The organism is Vibrio paucivorans, from assembly GCF_054053395.1.
Genome location: NZ_CM133230.1, coordinates 2885957 through 2908413, shown reverse-complemented (window position 1 = coordinate 2908413; position 22457 = coordinate 2885957). Strand labels below are relative to the sequence as shown.

Here is a 22457-nt window from a genome sequence, read left to right as displayed (position 1 = left end):
GAGAACTCCTAAACAGACGAAGTGTCCTTAAAATATAAAGCCTCTAGCAAATTAATGCTAGAGGCTTGAAACATAACACTTAAATTCTATCAGTGGTTGGCATCCAGCCAATTGGCCATGGCAACAAACTGTTCAAGTGTGAGGTTTTCAGGGCGCATACTTGGATTAACGCCAAGCTCTTTCAGTACTTCGGTTGAAAGTAACCCTTTATAGCAATTACGAACCGTTTTACGGCGCTGATTGAAACCTTCTCGACAAACACGATCTAGCCATTTTAAGTTGGTCGCTGGGTGCGGTAAGTCTTCGTATGGTACTAAGCGAACTACCGCAGAGTCGACCTTTGGCGGCGGTACGAATGCCGTTGGTGGCACTTCAAGAACCGGTACGACCTTACAGTAGTACTGTGCCATGACAGTAAGACGTCCATAGGCTTTGCTGCCTGGTCCAGCTGCTAGTCGGTTTACAACCTCTTTTTGTAGCATAAAGTGCATGTCTTGGATGTCTTTATGAAACTCGAACAGGTGGAACATCAACGGTGTTGAAATGTTGTATGGTAAGTTACCAAAAATACGCAGTTTATTATTTGGCTTAACCAGTTGAGTGAAGTCGAAGCGCATTGCATCGCCTTCATGGATGGTGAGTTTATCAGCAAGATCTGGGTGATTACGCAGTCGTTCTGCAAGGTCACGGTCTAGCTCGATAACAGTAAATTTGTCGACTTCTTTACCAACCGGCTCTGTTATTGCGCCTAAACCAGGCCCAATCTCTACAAGGTTCTGCCCCGGCTTTGGGTTAATGGAAGAGACTATTCCATCAATAATATATGGATCGTTTAGGAAGTTTTGACCAAAACGTTTACGCGCTTTGTGCCCTAAGTGGACATCATTTCTCATAGTTTTCTCGAATTCAGTGCTTTGCAATTTAATCGGATTTTTTATCAACCAACTCGATTGCATGAGTAAGTGCAGTTTTAAAGCTCCCTGTATCCGCTTGGCCCGTTCCTGCGAGTTCTAGCGCGGTTCCGTGATCGACCGATGTTCTAATAAACGGTAGACCCAGAGTAATATTGACAGAGCGCCCAAAGCCTTTGTATTTCAGTACCGGTAACACTTGATCGTGATACATACCTAAAACGGCATCGGCTTCCTGCAGATATTTCTCATTAAAGATGGTGTCGGCTGGAAGCGGGCCAACTAGATTATAGCCAGCTTCTTGACGAATTTTTTCCAATGTAGGAGTGATGGTCTCGATCTCTTCTCTACCCAAGCAGCCATCTTCACCTGCATGAGGGTTAAGTCCACACACATAGATAGTTGGTTTCTCTATCGCAAACTTCTCAACCAAGTCGGTATGAAGGATGTCGATGATTTTTTCCAAACGTTCTTCTGTCACTGCTTTAGAAACATAAGCAAGTGGAATGTGCGTGGTGACCAGAGCGACTCTTAGTCCTTCTGTTGCTAACATCATAACAACCAGAGGTGTATTGGACTTTTCAGCAAAGAACTCAGTGTGGCCGCTAAAGGCAACGCCGGCTCTATTTATCACCCCTTTATGTACAGGGCCGGTGACAATAGCATCAAACTCACCATTCATACAGCCTAAAGCTGCTCTTTCTAGTGTTTTTAATACGTAGTGGCCATTGGCTTCGTCTAACTTACCTGCAATAGCGGGCTTCGCTAGTGGAATATGGTCAACGAGTAGTGACCCAGCTTTCTGAGCGACGGCAGGAAGATCTGAGTTATAGTCGATAAGTTCGACTTCGATACCCAATACTTTTGCTCGTTCAGCCAGTAAGTTTTTGTCGGCGCACACCACTAACTGGTGAGGCCAATTATGCTCTGATTGAGCCAACACTAAGTCTGGCCCAATTCCAGCAGGTTCACCGGCAGTAACGACGATGCGTTTAATTGCCATCTTGGTCACCTTCGTCAGTTTCGACAACTTCAACAAATGCGCTAGCTCTGATCTCTTGCAACCAAGCTCCGGCTTCTTCGTTGAATTTACGGTTAAATAGAATTCGGTAAGCTTTGTTCTTCAGAGCCGAATCGGTACGGTCTACTTCGCGTCTATCGAGAACTTCAACGATGTGCCAGCCGTGAACGGTTTTAAATGGTTCACTGATTTGGCCTAGTGGCAGAGTCTCAACTTGATGTTTGAACTCTGGTACATAGAGATCAGGCGTTTGGTAGCCTAGCTCACCGTCTTGAGCTGCTGAGCCAGGGTCTTGGCTATGTTGCTGAGCTAGCTCCGCAAACGTTGCTTCTCCGGCATTAATACGGCGGGTGTATTCTTTCAACTGGCTCTGAGCGCCTTCGTCACTCAGAATAACGGTAGGCTTAATCAAGATGTGACGAGCATTGACCTCTGTTACTGCAACAGTTTCTAAGCCTTTCACATCTTCAATTTTTAGGATGTGGAAGCCGACACCACTTCTAAATGGGCCAATAATACTGCCTTTGTTTTGCAGCTTAATTTGGTCGGCAAAGATGGTAGGCATCTCTTCTTTGCGCATCCAACCCCAATCACCACCTTGTAGTGCTTTTGGGCCTTTCGAATAGGAGTAAGCCATAGTGCTGAAATCAGCGCCGTTGTTAAGTTTTTCCACTAACTCTTTGGCTTGCGCTTCAACTTCTGATTTATCTTGAGTGTCGTTGAAACGGAGTTGAATATGGCCCACTTTGTACTGAACCGTGGCATTGGTTTCTTGCGCTAAAATATCTGCCAAGTTATCAACTTCGGCCGGCAAAATATTAATGCGACGACGAACGAGCGCATTGCGAGCTTCACTTGCTGCGATCTCTTTTCTTACTTGTTCACGAAAAGCAGAATACGTTAAGCCTTCAGCTGCCACTGAAGCGGTCAACTGCTCTATAGTTTGCTTATTGTTTTCTGCTATCTCGGCAATCGCGTCGTTAAGGCGGTTATCGTCGATACGTACACCGATACGCTCTGCTTCTTGTTGCTGAATGGTATCGATAATCAGCTTCTCCAAAACTTGTTCGCGTAGAACATCTTCTTCAGGAAGCGCTTGGCCGTTGTCTTTGGCATTGGCCTTTAGGGTTTTGTATGCCGTATCGATATCACTTTGAAGGATAACGCCTTCATTGACGATCACGGCTACTTTATCCAGCTCGACAGGCTCCGCCATTAGTGAAAATGTGCTGAGTGCAGTAATTACGCTGAGTAGAGTCTTAGTCCACAGTTTCATTGTTTGTCCTGTTAATCTCAGACCAGTAATTACACTGGTCTTTCAGTAAATCATTTTTTGACTACCAATTAGTTATTTAAGAAGAATGGTCGGCCGTACTTGAGAGAGTTTCCGGCATTGCTGGCACCAGCAGCACTAGAATCTGAGCCGATACTAGTACCAAAGCCAATAATGCCAAAGTTTATGCTAAAGTTATTTTCATATACTGGTGTGGCGTTAGGGTAGTCTGCAAATTTATCATCCCAACTTCTTAGTTGGTTACTGTAGGTAAACCCTACATACCAGCAGTCTGAGCGATACGATAGATTAGCAAGCCATTCTAGGTTTTCTTGTGTCGTTAAGTCATAAAAATATTGAGCTCTGGCATTCCACTTAGGTGTTATTTGATATCGGCCTAATAAACCGAGCTGAGAAATACCGTCTACTGTAATATTATCAGTATTTAAGTCGACAGTGTTTTCTATATAGTCCTTAGTTACATAGCGATAGTTAGTTTGAATATAGCCATCGCTAAATCGATATTCTAGCGTACTGTTCCCAAGTTGCACTTCACTCGAATCAATATCGTACTGAATACCACCATGGTAGAACCAAGAGTCGTCATAGTTGAAATCCATCTCTACTGCCCAGGCGGAGTAATTGGATGGAGTATCAATATTGCTATCGACTCGGTTGGAGGTATCTAAGTAGATGATTTGGCCAAAAGAGATATTCAGTCTTTCTTTATAACCATCGTCAAAGAAGCGTGAAGAAGCGCCATAGCTGAACTGATTCGCTGCTGCAATTCGATCGACACCACTGTATTTACGGCTGCGGAATAACCCGTAGTAATCCGTTTGCAATACCGTTGTATCATAAAAGTAGATGTCACTTTGATCTTCTTCTGGGACATACAAATATTGAACCTGAGGTTCTAGCGTTTGTGTATAGCCGTCAAGCCAAGTCGTATCGCGTTCGAGTACAACGCCTGCATGACTTCTAAACTCTGGAATTACACGTGTAACGGACTCTTTCAAATTCAAGTCATCGTAAGTTGAAGAGCTTAGGTTCAGACCGTCCAAATCTTGTTGATAATATGTACCTAACACTCTAGCTTCAGTCGTCCATGTACCCCATGTATTAGCTAAAGGAACGGTTAACCCCGGTTCAACGTGAACACGAGTGGCAGACGGCTTATGCTCGTCATCTGTCTCAAAGCGAGAAATATGACTGGTGAGATCAAAGTCTAAGTAGCGCATTAACTCGGGAGAGTAGTAATTGAATTCTACTTGTGGCATCAAACGGTAAGGGTAGCTATTTGCTGAAAGGACTTGAAAATCTCTGAACATAACTGAAGCATCCCAGTCTTTTGAACGATAGGTTGCTTGTGCCTCTTGAAGAAGTTGACCATCTTCACGGTTACCGATATTTGAATCTAAATCAGAGAAGTAGCGAATATCACTGACTTTAGAGTAGTCGATTTCAAATTTCCATGAGCCTTTAAATACACCACCATGTTGATATTGAACTCCCCAGCGGTCACCATATTCAGGGTATTTTTTATCATCGGATAAATATTCAGACTTAATGTTACCTGAACCAAATCTGGACAAGTAGCGAAACTCACTATCAACTTGAGTGCCGCGTTCCTGCATATACTTAAACGTGGTTTCAAGATCGTAGTTTGGTGTTAGGTTCCAATATATAGGTACCTCCATCTCAAAGCCGTCACTTGAACCATATGAGACTGTTGGGTAGAGGAAACCTGTCTTACGGGTATCACCAATTGGAACGGTTAACCAAGGGAGATAAAAAACGGGTATATTCTGAATTTCAAAACGTGGGTTGTAGAAGGTAGCTACTTCTTCATTTTGGTCTACATCAATACTGGAAGCGCGCATACGCCAAGCATTATTGCCTACAGGGCATGATGTAATTGAACCGTCTTCGATCTCATAAACGGCTTTGCCTGTTTTAGCAATATAAACCGCTTCACCACGGCCAGGCTCACACAAAAAGCTATATTCAGTGTCTTCCATCGACATAAAGTCAGTATCAAGATGGTTAGTGGCTTTATTAGAAATCGTTTTGATTTCGCCATCACTCATGTTGACGTTGCCTTCTGCGACGACCACATTGTCCTGTTGATGAAGAGTAACAGTGTCCGCTTTGATGCGTTTTTTACCTTGCACGACGACAACGTTACCTGTGTATGTTGCTCGCTCACCGTTGATGGCTTCCAAGGAGTCTGCCTCGACATTGATTGGCAGTTCGTTGGCATTTTCTGCTTCTGGTTCGTGGATCAAACATTGATCTATAGCAGGCAGTTCCTGCACACTATCGTCTGATAGAGTGTCATCTAATACGTCTTCAGCTTGAGTCTGAGGCACAAAAAGAGCAGCACTGATTGAAGCAGCAAGCAAAGTGCGGGAAAAACGTGACATCGAGTTGTACTATCCTGTTTAACTTGATTTATCCGGTGAATGGAGACCGAATGTGAATATAACGACTGTTATCATAAAGGAATTTCTGGCTTCCGGCACTATCAGACCGCTTAACGACTAAAAAATTCACAGATTGAGAGCACATAATGCATATTTTTGGCAAAATTCTTGGCGCTTTTTTTGGATTCTTATTTGGGGGACCTCTTGGGGCAGTATTCGGTTTATTCCTAGGTCACCAATTTGATAAAGCGCGCCGTTTAAATCAGGCAGGGTTCAAAACCAGTGGCTTTGGTAGTGGCCCTAGCCAGGCTGAGCGACAAGAAGAATTTTTTAAAGCCGCCTTTGCCGTCATGGGGCATGTTGCTAAGGCAAAAGGGCAGGTGACCCAGCAGGAGATTCAACTTGCTACCACTATGATGGAGCGAATGAATCTGCATGGAGCGCAACGTAAGGCGGCGCAAGATGCATTTCGCGAAGGTAAAGATTCAGGTTTTCCTTTAGAAGAGGTATTGGAGCGTGTTCGCATTTCATCTGGTGGTCGCTTTGACTTGATGCAGTTCTTCCTTGAACTACAAATCTCGGCTGCGTTTGCAGATGGAGATGTTCACCCAAGTGAGCGCAATGTATTACATAAGATTGCCCGTGGTTTAGGGTTTTCTTCAGACCAACTGGAGCGCAGACTAAGAATGCAAGAAGCAGCATTTCGCTTCCAGCAAGGTGGCGGATTTAGTGGTCAGGCTGGAGGCGGGCATCAGCAATCTGGCAGTTGGCAACAAGCAAGTCAAACCGATCATTTAGCAGATGCTTACGATGTATTAGGTGTAAGTGAAAGTGCAGAGAGTAAAGAAATCAAGCGTGCGTATCGCAAGCTGATGAACGAGCATCACCCCGATAAGCTGATGGCGAAAGGCTTGCCACCAGAAATGATGAATGTTGCAAAAGAAAAATCGCAGGAAATCCAAAACGCTTACGACCTGATTAAAAAGGTCAAAGGGTTTAAATAAAAAATGCTGTGGTAATAACCTCAAAAAAGGCGAGCTCTAGCTCGCCTTTTTTATTTAATTGGGGTGCTATTTACGAACAGCAATCGCTTCAATTTCGATACCGACATCTTTAGGTAAACGAGCCACTTCTACACATGAGCGAGCAGGGTAATGAGCAACATTGTGCTCGTCAAAAAACTTACCATACACTTCGTTTACTGTACCAAAATCGTTTAGATCTTTTACGAATACCGTCATCTTTACAATGTCAGAAACGGTTAGGCCAGACGCCTCTACAACGGCTTTTACATTATCGAGAGATTGACGTGCTTGCTCGGCGATGTCTTCTGATACTTCACCTGTTGCTGGGTCTACAGGAATTTGGCCTGATGTAAGAACCATATTGCCTAGGTCTACACCTTGGATGTAAGGGCCGATAGCAGCAGGCGCTGAGTCTGTGTGAAGTACTTTGGTCATTGTTATGTTCCATCTAGTTATAGGGGAAAATCAGGCACTCAGTGTGCCGACAAATACCCAAGAGGTAAAGAGCAAAATACCCCGCATAGCGAGGTATTGAATTATTTAAGATTATTCCTAATCTTAGTTCTCGGTGCTCTAACGTTCTGTCACAATCTCACGTGAGAAGACTTTTTCGCAGTACTTGCATTTCAAACGGATATCTTCTTTCTTTTCGAATACCTTGAAGCTACTTTCTACAGGTTCATTGTGGGTAATGCAGTTGCTGTTTGGACATTCAAATACATCATTGATCTGCTCTGGAAGTTCCAACGCCAGCTTTTTAACGACATGATATTCTTCAATTTGGTTAACGGTCGCATGTGGTGCATATAAGGCTAACTTGTTGGCTTGCTCTTCATTGATGAACACATTTTCAATCTTAAGCAGGTCTTTGGCGCCCAGAGCAGAGGAGGGAAGGTTTAATCCTACAGTGACCCTTTGATGCGAGTTATGCATATCAAATAGCTTCAGCACTTTAATCCCCACATGCGCTGGGATATGGTCGATCACTGTGCCATTTTTAATCGCTTCAACTTGTAATTGGGTTTCTTTGTTCATGTCCATCTCTCCCTTACAGTGATTCATTTAGCACGAGTGCAAGTAGTGCTTCGCGAGCATAGACCCCGTTCTCAGCTTGCTCGAAGTAATATGCGTGAGGTGTTTTATCGACATCGGTGGTGATTTCATCAACACGTGGTAGTGGATGAAGCACTTTAAGATTGCTTCTTGCCCCTTCCAGTAGAGCTGCTGTCAAAATATACGCAGACTTAATGTGAGCGTATTCTGATTCATCAAAGCGTTCTTTTTGAACACGAGTCATATACAGAACATCTAGCTCTGGAATCACAGTTTCCATATCTGTATGAAGGCTGTACTCAATACCGGCTTCATCAAGCTCTTCTAGAATGTAATCTGGCATAGCCAGTGCTTCAGGGGCGATAAAGAAAAAGCGAACATTGTCGAATTTCGCCAGAGCCTGAGTCAAAGAGTGAACCGTGCGGCCATATTTCAAGTCACCAACAAACGCGACGTTCAGGTTGTCTAAACGACCTTGAGTTTCGGCGATAGAAAATAGGTCAAGTAACGTTTGGGTAGGATGTTGGTTAGCACCGTCACCAGCGTTAATTACCGGAACACCATTTGAAAACTCTGAAGCTAAACGAGCCGCGCCTTCTTGTGGGTGGCGCATCACGAAAGCATCAACGTAAGAAGAGATAACTTGGACTGAATCCGCTAGTGTTTCCCCTTTCTTAGCCAGAGATGTGTTGCCACCGCTATCGAAACCTATGACATCGCCACCAATACGTTGAATTGCCGTTTCAAACGATAGGCGAGTTCGAGTCGACGGCTCGAAGAAGCAGCTCGCAATCACTTTGTTTTTAATCAGCTCTGGGTTTGGTTGCGCTTTGAGTTGCCCAGCGGTATCGACAATCAGTTCCAGCTCGTCGCGTGAGAGCTCTGGAATAGAGATGATGTGCTTTTGATAAAGCGAATTAGCCATATTCTTCTTCCCTATCTAATTTACGTAATGCAATAAAAAAGCCCCCCAATAAGGGAGGCTTTAAAAATTGAAAAAGTTACAAAAAGTGGCAGCCAGTAAGCAGTGCTTATTCAGCGTTTGCTTAGTGTGAGAAAGTCGCATTTTAGAGTGTGCAATGCGTAATGCCATTTCATAACCCTCAGACAAATTGCCGAGCATTATACGCTTAACTTTTGTGAGCGCAAGCGATTACATCAAGCTTTTAATCTGTGCAATTAAGACGGATTACTGCCCTAGTGTGGCGACCATAACCGCTTTTATTGTGTGCATACGGTTTTCTGCTTCGTCGAATACAATTGAGTGTTCAGACTCAAACACTTCGTCAGTCACTTCTAACCCGGTCATACCGTATTTTTCTGCGACTTGCTTACCGATAGTCGTTTCGGCATCGTGGAAAGCGGGTAAGCAATGCATGAATTTGACTTGAGGATTACCCGTTTTCTTAAGTGTATCTATGTTGACTTGGTAAGGCGTCATCAATGCGACGCGTTCATCCCATGCTTCTGGCGCTTCCCCCATGGATACCCATACATCGGTATACAAGTAATCGCAGCCTTTCACACCTTCCTCTACGTTTTCTGTAAGAGTGATTTTTGCACCGGTTTGCTGTGCGATTGTTTGGCAGGTCTCAACCAAGTTTTGTTCCGGCCAAAATGCCTTTGGCGCAACTAAGCGGATATCCATCCCCATTTTGGCGGCACCAACCAGCAATGAATTCCCCATATTGTTACGGGCATCACCAAGATAGGCAAAGGTGATTTGGTGTAGCTGTTTTCCTCTGCCGTGTTCCAACATAGTGAGGAAATCGGCCAAAATCTGGGTCGGGTGGAACTCATTAGTTAAACCATTCCAGACCGGCACGCCAGCATGTTCACCGAGTTCTTCAACGATCTCTTGACCAAAACCGCGGTATTCGATGCCATCGTACATTCTTCCAAGGACACGGGCGGTGTCCTTCATTGACTCTTTCGCCCCAATTTGTGAGCCGGACGGACCAATGTAAGAAACTTGTGCACCTTGATCAAAAGCGGCGACTTCAAATGCACACCGGGTACGAGTGGACGCTTTTTCAAAGATAAGGGCGATGTTTTTACCTACCAACTTCTTCTGCTCTGTACCTGCATATTTTGCTTTTTTCAGGTCTGCAGATAGGTCGAGTAAAAACTGGATCTCTTTTGGAGTGAAATCAAGTAGTTTGAGGAAGTTTCTGTTACGTAGATTAAAGGCCATACTCCAGTCCTTGAATGTTCATTCGTGATATGGAGTTAGTTAAACATATTTAAGTATTGTTTGTGAATAATTATTTCAAACAAATGCCGAGATATGAATTATATCTCGGCAATAGTGATTATAAATTCTCTTCAGCAAATTCAGCCAGGCGACTTCGTACCACTCCATTTAGGTGGATATTGGCACTGCCTTCAAAGTTTTTGAATCGCTCTACCATATAGGTCAAACCTGATGTGACAGGAGTCAGGTAGTGCGAGTCGATTTGCGCTAAGTTACCAGAGCAGACAATCTTAGTGCCTTCACCACATCGAGTAATGATGGTTTTGATTTGCGAAGCGGTTAAGTTTTGACACTCATCGAGTAAGACAAAAGCGTTTTGAATTGAGCGTCCACGCATGAAGTTAATGGATTTGAACTGGATATTGGCTTTGTCGCAGATGTACTTCAAAGACCCTTCCGTACAGTGATCGTTCTTGTGCAGTGCTTCTAAAGTGTCGGTGACTGCCGCGAGCCATGGCAGCATTTTCTCTTCTTCGGTACCAGGTAAGAAACCAATTGATTCACCGATGTCGGGGGTATTTCGTGTCACTATGATTTTATCGAACATGCTGTGTTCGATGGTCTGCTCTAAAGCTGCTGCCATTGCCAGCAGTGTTTTACCACTACCTGCAGCACCGGTGAGGATCACCAAGTCAATGTCGGGATCCAGTAGGGCATCCATCGCCATTCCTTGATAGATATTTTTCGGCGTAATGTCCCAAGCGCGTCGATGCATCATGCGCTCACGGCTTAAATCACGCAGCATAATGCTGTCTGGGTTGATTTCTTCCACGCGAGCGGCGAAGTCACTCTCTTCATCAATCACATACTGGTTGATAAAAGTTGGTTCAAAAGATTCTCGGCTGAGCGTATGGAAGGTTTTTCCGCCTAAGGTTTTGCTTTCAACTTGTTCAATACTGTTCCAAAAATCCCCTTCTCGTTGCTGGAAGCCCTTGGTTAGGTACTGAACGTCATCAATCAGTTGGTCGGTACGATAATCTTCGACGAATCGAACACCAGCCCCTTTGGCGCGCAGACGCATATTGATGTCTTTGGTGATTAAAATGACTTCTCGTGGTGCACGTTTGTTCTGTAGATATAAAACAGCATTGAGAATTCGGTTGTCGCCAGCTTTGTCTGCAAATGCTTTCACCGTCTCCTGCAGCTCAAAGTCGGCCAGTATGGAAATCGTGCCAGTGGTACTACTATTTTTTGAATTGCTGTCTTTGGTAAATGGAATCCCTTCTGAAATTTCATCAGGGGTTGCGTCACGGAAAAGATCTTCTAGAGCACGAATAGCAACGCGTGCGTCTCGCGCAACATCGCGTTTACTGTCTTTGATTCGGTCGAGTTCTTCAAGGACGGTCATCGGGATGACCACATCATGCTCTTGAAAGGAAAAAATGGCGAAAGGTTCGTGTAGAAGGATGTTGGTATCAAGTACAAACAGTTTCCGATCGGTGTCACCCATAAGCGTCTCCTTGCCGCGAGGCGGCTTGCTTAGCAAATTCTTTAGCTTTCAGTCTTTAACTGAGTAAAGAACGGATTTGCTTGCAGAAGAGGTAGTTGAGCTATCTAGGCAGTGCCTTGTAAGTAGCTCTTAACTACATACTGCAAACCCGTGTTGATCATCATCTATACCTAAAATAATGCATGCTTTGTGCCACAGACGTTTAATTGACGCTCTCAAAGATGCCTATTCATTGCTGAGTATAGCAACACTCAAAACTACAATAGGCACTGCTTTCTTACAGTTTGATGGCAGGCGAAGTTCTGGGAAAAAATCCCCCGTTATCACGTGACCTGTATCACAGCTTCAAGTAAGATTAGCGACCTTTTTCTGTGCCTGTGCTTCTGGCTATTATGATTAGAAGTTGCCTTGAAAAGTGGCGCATAAAAGAACAGCTAAGATAAAAGATACAATTTATAAGAGGTAGTCAATTCATGACATTTGCTTTGGGGCAACGCTGGATAAGTGATACGGAAAGCGATTTAGGTTTAGGTACCGTGGTGGCATTGGATGCTCGCACCGTAACGCTGATGTTTGCAGCATCTGAAGAAAACCGTGTTTATGCACGTAACGATGCTCCGGTTACCCGAGTAACATTTAATGTTGGTGATGTAGTGGAAAGCCAACAAGGTTGGTCATTGACTGTCGAACAGGTGGAAGAAGACCAAGGTGTTCTGACTTACCTTGGTGAGCGTGACGATAGCGGTGAACAAGCTGCTCTACGTGAAATCATGCTTAGCAATCAAATCCGATTTAATAAGCCACAAGACAAGTTGTTCGCAGGCCAGATAGATCGTATGGACAACTTTGTGTTGCGTTACCGCGCTTTAACCAATCAGTTTGAGCAGCACAAAAGTCCGATGCGTGGTTTATGTGGCATGCGCGCAGGATTGATTCCACACCAGTTATATATCGCTCATGAAGTTGGTCGTCGTCACGCTCCACGTGTATTACTTGCTGATGAAGTTGGTTTAGGTAAAACCATCGAAGCAGGCATGATTATTCACCAGCAGGTTTTAGCTGGCCGCGCAGAACGTATTTTGATTGTTGTTCCGGAAACACTGCAGCATCAGTGGTTGGTGGAAATGATGCGCCGCTTCAACCTGCATTTCTCAATCTTTGACGAAGAGCGCTGTGTCGAAGCATTTGCTGAAGCGGATAACCCGTTTGATACTCAACAATATGTTTTGTGTTCACTGGATTTCTTGCGAAAGAGTCGCAAACGTTTTGAGCAAGCACTGGAAGGTGACTGGGACCTACTCGTAGTGGATGAAGCTCACCATTTAGAGTGGAGCCAAGACAATCCAAGTCGTGAGTACCAAGTGGTTGAAGGCTTAGCTGACAAAACACCGGGCGTATTGTTGCTTACCGCAACACCTGAGCAGCTTGGTCGTGAAAGCCACTTTGCTAGGCTACGGTTACTCGATTCGGACCGCTTTTACGACTACGACGCGTTTGTTCAAGAAGAAGAGCAATATGCACCAGTCGCCGATTCTGTTACGGCTTTGTTTTCAGGCTTAACGTTGGAAAATGAAGCGAAAAACCAAATTACCGAGCTGTTGTCTGAACAGGATGTTGAGCCCCTGTTCCGTATTATTGAGAGTGACTCAGATGAAGAGGCGAAAGCTGCTGCACGCCAAGAGTTGATCGATAACCTGATGGATCGTCACGGTACTGGCCGAGTTCTGTTCCGTAATACACGAGCTGCGATCAAAGGGTTCCCACAGCGCAATGTGCATTTAATGCCGATGGATATTCCACAGCAATACAGCACGTCTATGCGTGTTTCTGGCCTAATTGGTGGCAAGATTGCACCCGAAGCAAGGGCGCTGAAAAACCTATATCCTGAAGAGATTTTCCAAGAGTTTGAAGGTGATGACGCAAGCTGGTGGCAATTTGATTCGCGGGTTAACTGGCTGATCGAAAAAGTAAAAGAGAAGCGCAGTGAGAAGATTCTAGTTATTGCCTCTCGTGCCAATACCGCTTTGCAATTGGAGCAAGCTCTGCGAGAGCGTGAAGGTATCCGTGCGACCGTCTTCCATGAAGGCATGTCGATTCTTGAACGAGATAAAGCAGCGGCTTACTTTGCTCAGGAAGAAGGTGGCGCACAAGTATTGCTATGTAGTGAAATTGGTTCGGAAGGACGTAACTTCCAGTTTGCAAATCAATTGGTGATGTTCGACTTACCTTTCAACCCTGATTTGTTAGAGCAGCGAATCGGTCGTTTAGATCGTATTGGCCAAAAGCGAGATATCGATATCCATGTGCCTTACTTGAAAGGTAGCGCTCAAGCGATACTGGCGCGTTGGTTTGAGGAAGGCCTTAACGCATTCCGCGAAACTTGCCCAACAGGACGAGCTGTCTACGACAAATATTCGGATGCTTTGATTGAGATGTTGTCATCTGGTGATATTGAGCAGCTGGACAGTGTGATCGACGAATCTGCCAAGCTGAATAAAGAGCTGAAGTCACAGTTGGAGCAAGGCCGCGACCGCTTGTTAGAGATGCACTCTAACGGCGGTGAAAAAGCGCAGAAGATTGTTGAGACCATCGAAGCAACCGATGGCGACACAAACCTAGTCACTTTCGCACTAAGCTTGTTTGACACTATTGGCCTAAACCAAGACGATAAAGGTGAAAATGCACTGGTTGTTACACCATCTGAGCACATGATGGTGCCGAGCTACCCGGGTTTGCCTTATGAAGGTGCCACTATTACTTTCGATCGAGAAACTGCTTTATCCCGTGAAGACATGAACTTCATCAGTTGGGAGCACCCTATGATTCAAGGCGGAATCGACCTTCTAATGAGCGAAGGCGTGGGTACGTCTGCGGTTTCCCTGCTGAAAAACAAAGCTTTGCCAGTCGGGACTATTTTACTCGAGCTGGTTTACGTTGTGGATGCCCAAGCACCAAAACGCAGTGGTATCAGCCGTTTCTTGCCGCAAACACCAATTCGCTTGATGATGGATGCTCGCGGTAATGATCTGTCTTCACAAGTAGAGTTTGATAGCTTTAACCGTCAGCTCAGCCCGGTGAATCGCCACCTTGCAAGCAAACTGGTTAACTCGGTACAAAATGACGTACACAAGTTGATTGAAGCAGGCGACGCCCAAATAGCGCAACGTGTTGATGATGTGCGTGAGCAAGCACAAAAAGAGATGCAAGCGAGCTTGAACGGAGAGCTAGAACGTTTACAAGCGCTTAAAGCGGTAAACCCAAATATTCGTGACGAAGAAATAGAGGCCATTGACGATCAGATAAAAGAGTTAACGGGCTATATTAGTAAAGCTCAAGTACAGTTAGACTCACTGCGTTTGATTGTGGTTTCTCATAACTAACCATTGAGACTACATACAATAAGGCCTTCACTACGAAGGCCTTTTTTATAGCTGGTGTAGAGGGAAGTTACATCAACCATTTCCACCAAACGAATATGGCAAGAAAACCGAATAGATAGACTAACCCTGCGATTGAGAGTAGCTTGAGCTTTCTTGTCATTGCTAGCGGTTCTGGCAAAGCTGATTTAGATACCAGGATGTAGTTAAGTAGGGCGAAAAACGGTGTCGTCATGAAAGCTAGAATCATAGCGAAATCGAGCATTGGCAATAGTGCCGAAGCCCAAAAAACAATGATGGATAGCGCCGCTGAGGAAATCACTAGCATCCAGCTCTGAGTCACTTTCGGCTTCATCTCGTTTTGCTTGCGAAGTAAACGCTGCGATTCTGAGATCACACGAGCGTAACCATCAATGACGGTTATTGTGCTACCAAAAATACAGAAGAAAGCGACAATGGCAATCAAGTAACGCGACCACTCTCCAATGGTTGAAGCGTATAAGCCAACCAGCTGATGTGAAAAACCAACCCCAGATTTAGCCAGCTCCACACCACCGCCATGCAGCACAAGGGTGCCAAGAGCTAGGAACACTATCGCTAAAATTGCTGTGCCGATGTAGCCAACATTAAAATCAAATAACGCGGAGCGCGCTGTCACGGTTTGGTGGCGTTGCTGACTTTTGAGCCACATTGACGTTAAGCTTGAAATTTCGATAGGGGCTGGCATCCACCCCATGGTGACGACGATAAAGCCAATTGCAGCAATAGACCAAGGAGAAGGGGCTTCAAAAGAAGGAACGACTTCGACTGGGTTGCCCACTGCGATTACCACAGCAGTTAGGGTCGCGATGGTTAGCACTGCCATGATTATCTTTGAGAGTGAATCGAGCGCTTTGTAATGCCCCGCAAATAAAATCGTTAAGCACGTGGCCAGTATGATCAGACACAAGGCAGTGTTAGACAGCTCGAAAGGAATGAAGTAACCGAGTAGGCTTGCACTGAATAGGAGCAGTGCAGCGGTATTGACGATGCCTGAAATTACACTGAGCGCGACAAACAACCATAAATAGGGGCGCCCCAATTTCGAGTAACCTTCAACTAGGCTCTCTCCTGTCCCCATGGTGTATTGAATACTGGCGCGAAAGAAAGGATATTTGAAGAAGTTAACCAGTAAGATTAATGCTGCCAGTTGCCAGCCGTAGATGGCACCAGCTTTGGTGGAAGCGACGAGGTGAGAGCCTCCAACAGCCGCCGCGGCCATCATGATTCCTGGCCCTAATGAGCGAATGAGTTGTGATACTGAGTATGTAGATTGGTGCTCAGTGGAGGAAATACTTTCCATTAATGTTCCTTGAATGTTTGGTTTTTCTCTGTCAATGAAATGCATCAATATCATATGTATTCAATGCGTTAAATATTGTTTACATGAAAAACCTAAAACATCCTAGGATGACCAGCTGCGGTCACAAACATAGCTCTGATATAATGACCAGATTGTAAATAGAATCGAGAAACGTATGGCAATGCAGCACTATCATCCACCCACAGAACCGTGGATCGATATTGTTTACCAAGATGAGCATATTTTGGTTGTGAATAAACCTTCCGGGCTGCTTTCCGTACCGGGGAGGTTGGCAGAACACTACGACAGTATGTGGAGTCGGTTAGTGGTTGAATATCCTGATATCCAAGTTGTTCATCGCCTGGACATGTCGACATCAGGGTTAATGCTGCTGGCAAAAACGAAAGATGCAGAACGCGCTTTGAAAAAGCAGTTTCAATATCGACTTACTCATAAGATCTATTATGCGAGAGTGTGGGGGCAACTTGAAGAGCAAGAAGGAGAGGTTGACCTGCCTTTGATTTGCGATTGGCCAAACCGGCCGAGGCAAAAAGTGTGCTTTGAACATGGCAAGCCATCACAAACACGATATCAGAGGGTCAAGCAAGAGCAGAAAACGAGTGTCGTTCGACTACTACCAATCACAGGGCGATCGCACCAACTACGTGTGCATACTCAAGCGCTGGGCCATCCAATTGTGGGGGATGAGTTCTATGCCACACAAGAGGCGCTGGATTTCTCGGACCGTTTGGAACTGCATGCTGCAGAATTGAGCTTTTACCACCCAGACACCAATAAGCTGAAGACAATTTTTGTACCGTGTGATTTTTATCCCGAAGCCAAACCGGAAATTTTGCAACACTTTAGCGCCGAAGAAACATTACCTGATTATAAAACGCTACCCAAGGCATAGTGCTCGGCACGAATGCGGTTGAGGTAGCGATAGGAGCATTGAATGTCGTTACCTCACTCGAAACCCAGCATTGTTTTTCTCGATCGAGCGACCATTCCAACTCAGATAACCTTACCCAAACCCAGCTTTGAGCATCACTGGCAAGAGTATGACTTTACGTCCCCTCAGCTTGTTGAAAATAGATTGGCAGATGCAGAGATTGTAATCACCAACAAAGTCGTGCTCGACCGCAATACCTTACAGAAGCTGCCACAACTCAAACTGATTGCTGTGTCGGCAACAGGATTTAACAACGTCGATATCCAATATTGCCAAGAGTATGGAATTGCAGTGACGAACGTTCAAGGTTATGCCACGCAATCTGTACCAGAGCATGTGATAGCGATGTTGTTTAGTTTGAGACGCAACTTGGTGGGATACCACCAAGATATCAAGAAGGGAGAGTGGCAGAGAAACAAACAGTTTTGTTTTTTTACTCACCCAATTGGGGATGTTGCGGGCTCAACTCTGGGGATTATTGGAAGTGGTGCACTAGGAAAAGCCACAGCGGCTTTGGCTAAATCAATTGGCATCAATGTTGTCTTTGCTGAGCGAAAGGGTATTACCGAGTGTAGAGAAGGCTACCTTCCGTTTGACCTAGTGCTACAGCTATCGGATGCAATCACACTGCATTGCCCGTTATCTGCTGAGACTCACCATTTGATTGGTGAGCCTGAGCTGAAAAAAATGAAGTCTGATGCGATTTTAATTAATACTGGTCGAGGTGGTTTAGTGGATGAAGCTGCGTTAATCACGGCACTGAAATCGGGATATATTGCGGCTGCTGGGGTGGATGTATTCGCTCAAGAGCCTGCTGATGAATCTAACCCGTTATTGTCCAATATGGACATGCCGAACCTGCTGTTAACACCACATGTTGCGTGGGGTAGTGATTCATCCATTCAAAATTTAGCCAATATCCTAATGGATAACATTGATGCGTTTGTTGAAGGAAGAGAGCAAAACCGCGTCGTTTAAGGTTTGAGATAAGGTATATCCTGGCTGACTTTAAATTGTTTAAGCCCTTGATTAAAGATCATAAGTAACTTCTGTGCGTCAGGGTGCGCTTTAGAAAACATGAGAAAGCTGTCATTAGACAGGAAAGGTTTTGGGTTGTAGGTGATCAATTCCTGAGTGTCGATTGGCATTTTACTTAACGCAAACATACCAATGTGCTTTTCTTCCGGTACAAGCTCTACACGGCGGTATTTCAGTAGCTGAAAGGCTTTCTCTGGGCTCTCAACTCGCTTTATCGTTACTTGTTCATCATTAATCAGAGTATCGAGTGCTTCACCGTAGCTGTAGCCTAGGCCGCCACCAAGTGTTTTCCCTTTTAAGTTACTCAGCGACTGCCACTGGAATGGATTTTCTTTTAAATGAAAGAAGACAAACTGTTCTTGCGCGACGGGATCACTGAACATGAAGTGTTCAGTTCGCTCTTCGGTAAACATCCAAACCGCAGTCGCCACATATTCGCCTTCGCTGGCCTTTTTATAAGCTCGTTTCCAAGGGTAGAAGTGAAACTCAACTGAGTAGCCTTGACGGGCAAATACCTGCTGAATGGTGTGACCAACATGGCCGAAGTCTTCAAGTTGTTCGCCGATAAATGGCGGCCATTCACCCGCAGCGATTTTAATGATTTTGTCACTGTTTGGAGTTTCGACACTGCTTGATGCAAAGACTGAGTTAGAAGCAATCAGTACTAACGTGCCGAGTATACATCGATAATTTATCATTACTTACCACCGTCTTATTGCTTACTACGGTATTCGTACTTACCACGGTATTGGTTACCTATAACCCTAGAAGATAATACTTGTTCTAGTGAAACCTAGATAGAAAAAAAGGCTGGTCAATGTGACCAGCCTTTGAAGTGTTTCTATATTGAAAACTAATCAAGTCTTAAAGTGCAGCGATAGTCGCTTTTTGCTCTTCAAGCTTAGCTAGTGTCTCTTGGTAACCCACTAGCTTCTCACGCTCTTTCGCAATAACTGCTTCAGGCGCTTTAGCAACGAAACCTTCGTTACCTAGCTTGCCTTCGATACGCTTGATTTCGCCGTGCGTTTTCTTCACTTCTTTGTCAAGACGAGCAAGTTCTGCATCTTTGTCGATAAGACCTGCCATAGGGATCATCAGCTCAGATTGACCAACTAGCTTAGTCGCACATGCTGGCGTCTCAGCGTCGTCTGCAAGAACCGTTAAGCTATCTAGTTTAGCAAGAGAGTTGAGAACTACCTTGTTTGCTTCGATACGTGCCGCGTCTTTCTCGTTAGCAACCTTGATCATTACTTCTAGACCTTTGCTAGGTGCAATGTCGTACTCTGCACGTAGGTTACGGATAGCAGTGATGAAAGTCTTAACCCATTCGATGTCTTCTACGATCTCAGCGTCGAAGTTCTCTTCGTTAAACTGAGGAAGCGCTTGAGTCATGATAGTGTCGCCTTCAACACCGTCTACTAGTGGCTTAACGCTCTGCCAGATAGATTCAGTGATGTAAGGAAGCACTGGGTGAGCAAGACGTAGTGTCTTCTCTAAAACAGTGATCAGCATGTAGCGAGTCGCTTTTTGCTGAGCTTCTGTACCTTTCCATAGAACTGGCTTAGTAAGCTCTAGATACCAGTCACAGAATTGGTTCCAGATGAATTCGTAAAGTGTGTTTGCTGCCATATCTAGACGGTAGTTGTCTAGGTGAGCATTAAACTCTTTCGCTGCTAGCTCAAACTGAGATTCAATCCACTTATCCGCTAGAGAGAATTCCATGTTTGCACGGTCTTCAGCAGATAGTGACATGCCACAATCGTGCTCTTCTGTGTTCATCAATACGTAACGGCTTGCGTTCCATAGCTTGTTACAGAAGTTACGGTAACCTTCAAGACGCTTCATGTCCCAGTTGATGTCACGGCCAGTTGAAGCCATAGCAGTAAGAGTGAAACGCAGTGCATCAGTACCGTATGGTTCGATACCGTTCTCGAAAGTCTTACGCGTGTTCTTCTCGATCTTCTTCGCTAGCTGAGGTTGCATCATGTTGCCACAACGCTTCTCTACTAGAGACTCAAGGTCAATACCATCGATCATGTCGATAGGGTCAAGAACGTTACCTTTAGACTTAGACATCTTGTCGCCGTTTTCGTCACGGATTAGACCCGTTACGTAAACAGTCTTGAATGGTACTTGTGCTTTACCATTTTCGTCTTTGTTGAAGTGCATGGTCATCATGATCATACGAGCAACCCAGAAGAAGATGATGTCGAAGCCAGTTACTAGAACGTCTGAAGGGTGGAATGTCTTCAGGTCTTCAGTTTGCTCAGGCCAGCCTTGAGTGCCGAACGTCCATAGTGCAGAAGAGAACCATGTATCAAGTACGTCGTCGTCTTGGCGAAGAACAACTACTGATGCAAGGTTGTTGTTTGCACGTACTTCTTCTTCAGTACGGCCTACGTATACATTGCCGTCGTTGTCGTACCATGCCGGGATACGGTGGCCCCACCAAAGCTGACGAGAGATACACCAGTCTTGAATGTCGCGCATCCAAGAGAAGTACATGTTTTCATATTGCTTAGGAACGAATTGGATCTCGCCATCTTCAACTGCTTTAACTGCAGGCTCAGCAAGAGGTGCAGCGCGCACGTACCATTGGTCAGTTAGCATTGGTTCAATAACCACGCCACCACGGTCGCCGTAAGGAACCGTTAGGTCGTGGTCTTTGATTTCATCAAGAAGACCTAGTTCTTCAAACTCAGCAACGATCGCTTTACGTGCAGCAAAACGCTCCATGCCGTGGTATTTAGCTGGTAGCTCAGTAGAGTAAACATCGCTCGCTTCACCGTTAGTTGTGAAGACTTCAGCCGCATCACGAATGTCTGCGTTGAAAGTTAGGATGTTGATCATTGGTAGGTTGTTACGCTTACCAACTTCGTAGTCATTGAAGTCGTGTGCAGGCGTGATCTTCACACAACCTGTGCCTTTTTCCATATCTGCGTGCTCATCGCCTACGATAGGGATTAGACGGTTAACGATAGGAAGTAGGATCTCTTTACCGATAAGATCTTTGTAACGTGGATCTTCTGGGTTAACAGCAACACCAGTATCACCAAGCATGGTTTCAGGACGAGTGGTCGCAACAACAATGTAGTCTTTACCTTCAGCTGTCTTTACGCCGTTTGCTAGCGGGTAGCGGAAGTGCCACATGTGGCCTTTTTTGTCTTTGTTTTCAACTTCAAGATCAGAAATTGCAGTGTGCAATTTTGGATCCCAGTTTACTAGACGCTTGCCACGGTAGATTAGGTCTTCTTCGTATAGACGAACAAACACTTCTTGAACAGCGTTAGATAGGCCATCATCCATAGTGAAACGCTCACGGTCCCAGTCTACAGAAGCGCCTAGGCGACGAAGCTGCTTAGTGATTGTGCCACCAGATTCGTTTTTCCATTCCCAGATTTTGTCGATGAAAGCATCACGACCGTAATCGTGTTTAGTTTTGCCTTCTTCTGCAGCGATCTTACGCTCAACAACCATCTGAGTTGCGATACCAGCGTGGTCAGTACCTACTTGCCAAAGGGTGTTTTTGCCCTTCATACGTTCAGCACGGATCAGAGTATCCATGATGGTGTCTTGGAACGCGTGGCCCATATGTAGGCTACCAGTGACGTTCGGTGGCGGGATCATGATGCTGTATGATTCTTTCGTCGTGTCACCGTGTGGCTTGAAGTAGCCTTTCTCTTCCCAAGCTTGATATAAAGCTTGTTCGATTGAAGTTGGGTTGTATGTCTTTTCCATAGTACTCATTTATTGGATACGTTGATGGTAATCGTAGTCAATCATTATAAGTGAACTCTCTAAGTGGAGAGCTTAACTATAAGGATTGACCGGTTGCATATTTTGTTGCTGCTAGCTGTGTTCGATTTCGATCGTTTGTAGCTGATAGCCTGCTTGGCGGTAGATTTTATATCTTTCTCGCGCCAGTTGCTTGGCTTTTTCTTCGCAAGGGACGAAGTCTACCACCTCAGCAAACTTGTTCGCAAAGGTTGTCTCATTTTCCGCCAAATTTATTACCAACTGGCGATTCCAAGAAGGCTTTAGCCCTTGGTGTCCAATCTCGATGTTTGTGCCATATTTAGGGCCTTCACCCACTAAGTTATGGGCGACAAATTGCTCTGGTTCAACTTGCCAAAGTAGTTCTGCCAATTGCTCTGCGTGCAACTTATCGTTGCAATTCAAATACACCTTGGCACCTTGCTTGGCAAAATGGTGTGCAAGAAAGATGACATATAAGCCAAAACCCTCGGGGGTTTCTTGAGGTGTGTCTGGCTTAATGATGTAAAAAGTCGCATTGGCCATGAGGCATACCTAATACAGGAGATACAAAAAAGGGCC

General features: G+C 45.0%; 17 protein-coding genes. 4 read left to right on the top strand and 13 right to left on the bottom strand.

Translation table 11 applies throughout. The features are described 5' to 3' along the window. Nucleotides 1–89: 89 nt before the first annotated feature. The 4 genes from rsmA to lptD all read right to left on the bottom strand — a co-directional run bounded on the left by rsmA (nucleotide 90) and on the right by lptD (nucleotide 5631). Nucleotides 90–893 carry a 16S rRNA (adenine(1518)-N(6)/adenine(1519)-N(6))-dimethyltransferase RsmA gene (rsmA, locus tag ACXABW_RS13140; RefSeq protein ID WP_457523065.1) on the bottom strand — a complete coding sequence of 268 codons (804 nt, stop codon included), beginning with the start codon at nucleotides 891–893 and terminating at the stop codon, nucleotides 90–92. A gap of 28 nt (nucleotides 894–921) precedes the next feature. Further along, a complete protein-coding gene (gene pdxA / locus ACXABW_RS13135) occupies nucleotides 922–1914 on the bottom strand; it encodes a 4-hydroxythreonine-4-phosphate dehydrogenase PdxA (protein WP_457523063.1) in 993 nt (330 codons plus the stop codon). Continuing rightward, the gene (surA, locus tag ACXABW_RS13130) at nucleotides 1904–3208 is read right to left on the bottom strand and encodes a peptidylprolyl isomerase SurA (RefSeq protein WP_457523061.1); all 1305 of its coding nucleotides are present in this window, start codon (nucleotides 3206–3208) and stop codon (nucleotides 1904–1906) included. Before surA ends, pdxA begins: the two co-directional genes overlap by 11 nt. Nucleotides 3209–3276: 68 nt before the next feature. Next, nucleotides 3277–5631, bottom strand: a complete 2355-nt coding sequence (lptD, locus tag ACXABW_RS13125; RefSeq protein ID WP_457523060.1) for an LPS assembly protein LptD — start codon at nucleotides 5629–5631, stop codon at nucleotides 3277–3279. A 146-nt stretch (nucleotides 5632–5777) separates the two neighbouring features. Here lptD and djlA point away from each other — a divergent pair, with 146 nt between their 5' ends. Then, a complete protein-coding gene (gene djlA / locus ACXABW_RS13120) occupies nucleotides 5778–6635 on the top strand; it encodes a co-chaperone DjlA (RefSeq protein WP_457523059.1) in 858 nt (285 codons plus the stop codon). Between the two features lie 66 nt (nucleotides 6636–6701). Here djlA and ACXABW_RS13115 read toward each other — a convergent pair whose 3' ends face one another. The 5 genes from ACXABW_RS13115 to ACXABW_RS13095 all read right to left on the bottom strand — a co-directional run bounded on the left by ACXABW_RS13115 (nucleotide 6702) and on the right by ACXABW_RS13095 (nucleotide 11413). Beyond that, entirely contained in the window at nucleotides 6702–7091 is a 390-nt protein-coding gene (locus ACXABW_RS13115) for a RidA family protein (RefSeq protein ID WP_252028334.1), read from the bottom strand. 138 nt (nucleotides 7092–7229) lie between these two features. After that, complete coding sequence (gene pyrI, locus ACXABW_RS13110) at nucleotides 7230–7691, bottom strand: aspartate carbamoyltransferase regulatory subunit (protein ID WP_252028332.1); 462 nt, start codon at nucleotides 7689–7691, stop codon at nucleotides 7230–7232. Nucleotides 7692–7704: 13 nt separating this feature from the next. Then, entirely contained in the window at nucleotides 7705–8634 is a 930-nt protein-coding gene (gene pyrB, locus ACXABW_RS13105) for an aspartate carbamoyltransferase (protein WP_265686852.1), read from the bottom strand. 264 nt (nucleotides 8635–8898) lie between these two features. Beyond that, nucleotides 8899–9903, bottom strand: a complete 1005-nt coding sequence (locus ACXABW_RS13100) for an ornithine carbamoyltransferase (RefSeq protein ID WP_457523057.1) — start codon at nucleotides 9901–9903, stop codon at nucleotides 8899–8901. A 118-nt stretch (nucleotides 9904–10021) separates the two neighbouring features. Next, on the bottom strand, nucleotides 10022–11413 hold the full coding sequence (locus ACXABW_RS13095) for a PhoH family protein (protein ID WP_457523056.1): 1392 nt from the start codon (nucleotides 11411–11413) through the stop codon (nucleotides 10022–10024). A 473-nt stretch (nucleotides 11414–11886) separates the two neighbouring features. Here ACXABW_RS13095 and rapA point away from each other — a divergent pair, with 473 nt between their 5' ends. After that, on the top strand, nucleotides 11887–14793 hold the full coding sequence (gene rapA / locus ACXABW_RS13090; protein WP_457523055.1) for an RNA polymerase-associated protein RapA: 2907 nt from the start codon (nucleotides 11887–11889) through the stop codon (nucleotides 14791–14793). A 67-nt stretch (nucleotides 14794–14860) separates the two neighbouring features. Here the strand turns inward: rapA and ACXABW_RS13085 are convergent, their stop codons facing one another. Next, nucleotides 14861–16132, bottom strand: a complete 1272-nt coding sequence (locus ACXABW_RS13085) for an NRAMP family divalent metal transporter (RefSeq protein WP_252028327.1) — start codon at nucleotides 16130–16132, stop codon at nucleotides 14861–14863. A 175-nt stretch (nucleotides 16133–16307) separates the two neighbouring features. Between ACXABW_RS13085 and rluA the strand changes: the two genes are divergently transcribed. Together rluA and ACXABW_RS13075 are read left to right on the top strand one after the other, a co-directional pair. After that, nucleotides 16308–17045 carry a bifunctional tRNA pseudouridine(32) synthase/23S rRNA pseudouridine(746) synthase RluA gene (gene rluA / locus ACXABW_RS13080; RefSeq protein ID WP_457523054.1) on the top strand — a complete coding sequence of 246 codons (738 nt, stop codon included), beginning with the start codon at nucleotides 16308–16310 and terminating at the stop codon, nucleotides 17043–17045. Between the two features lie 42 nt (nucleotides 17046–17087). Next, a complete protein-coding gene (locus ACXABW_RS13075; protein ID WP_457523052.1) occupies nucleotides 17088–18062 on the top strand; it encodes a D-2-hydroxyacid dehydrogenase in 975 nt (324 codons plus the stop codon). Here ACXABW_RS13075 and ACXABW_RS13070 read toward each other — a convergent pair. The 3 genes from ACXABW_RS13070 to ACXABW_RS13060 all read right to left on the bottom strand — a co-directional run bounded on the left by ACXABW_RS13070 (nucleotide 18059) and on the right by ACXABW_RS13060 (nucleotide 22421). Continuing rightward, nucleotides 18059–18820 carry a substrate-binding periplasmic protein gene (locus tag ACXABW_RS13070; RefSeq protein WP_457523051.1) on the bottom strand — a complete coding sequence of 254 codons (762 nt, stop codon included), beginning with the start codon at nucleotides 18818–18820 and terminating at the stop codon, nucleotides 18059–18061. The two genes, ACXABW_RS13075 and ACXABW_RS13070, sit on opposite strands and share 4 nt — an antisense overlap. Nucleotides 18821–18986: 166 nt before the next feature. Continuing rightward, entirely contained in the window at nucleotides 18987–21860 is a 2874-nt protein-coding gene (locus tag ACXABW_RS13065; RefSeq protein ID WP_457523049.1) for a valine--tRNA ligase, read from the bottom strand. A gap of 111 nt (nucleotides 21861–21971) precedes the next feature. After that, nucleotides 21972–22421, bottom strand: a complete 450-nt coding sequence (locus tag ACXABW_RS13060; protein WP_252028322.1) for a DNA polymerase III subunit chi — start codon at nucleotides 22419–22421, stop codon at nucleotides 21972–21974. Nucleotides 22422–22457: the final 36 nt, after the last annotated feature.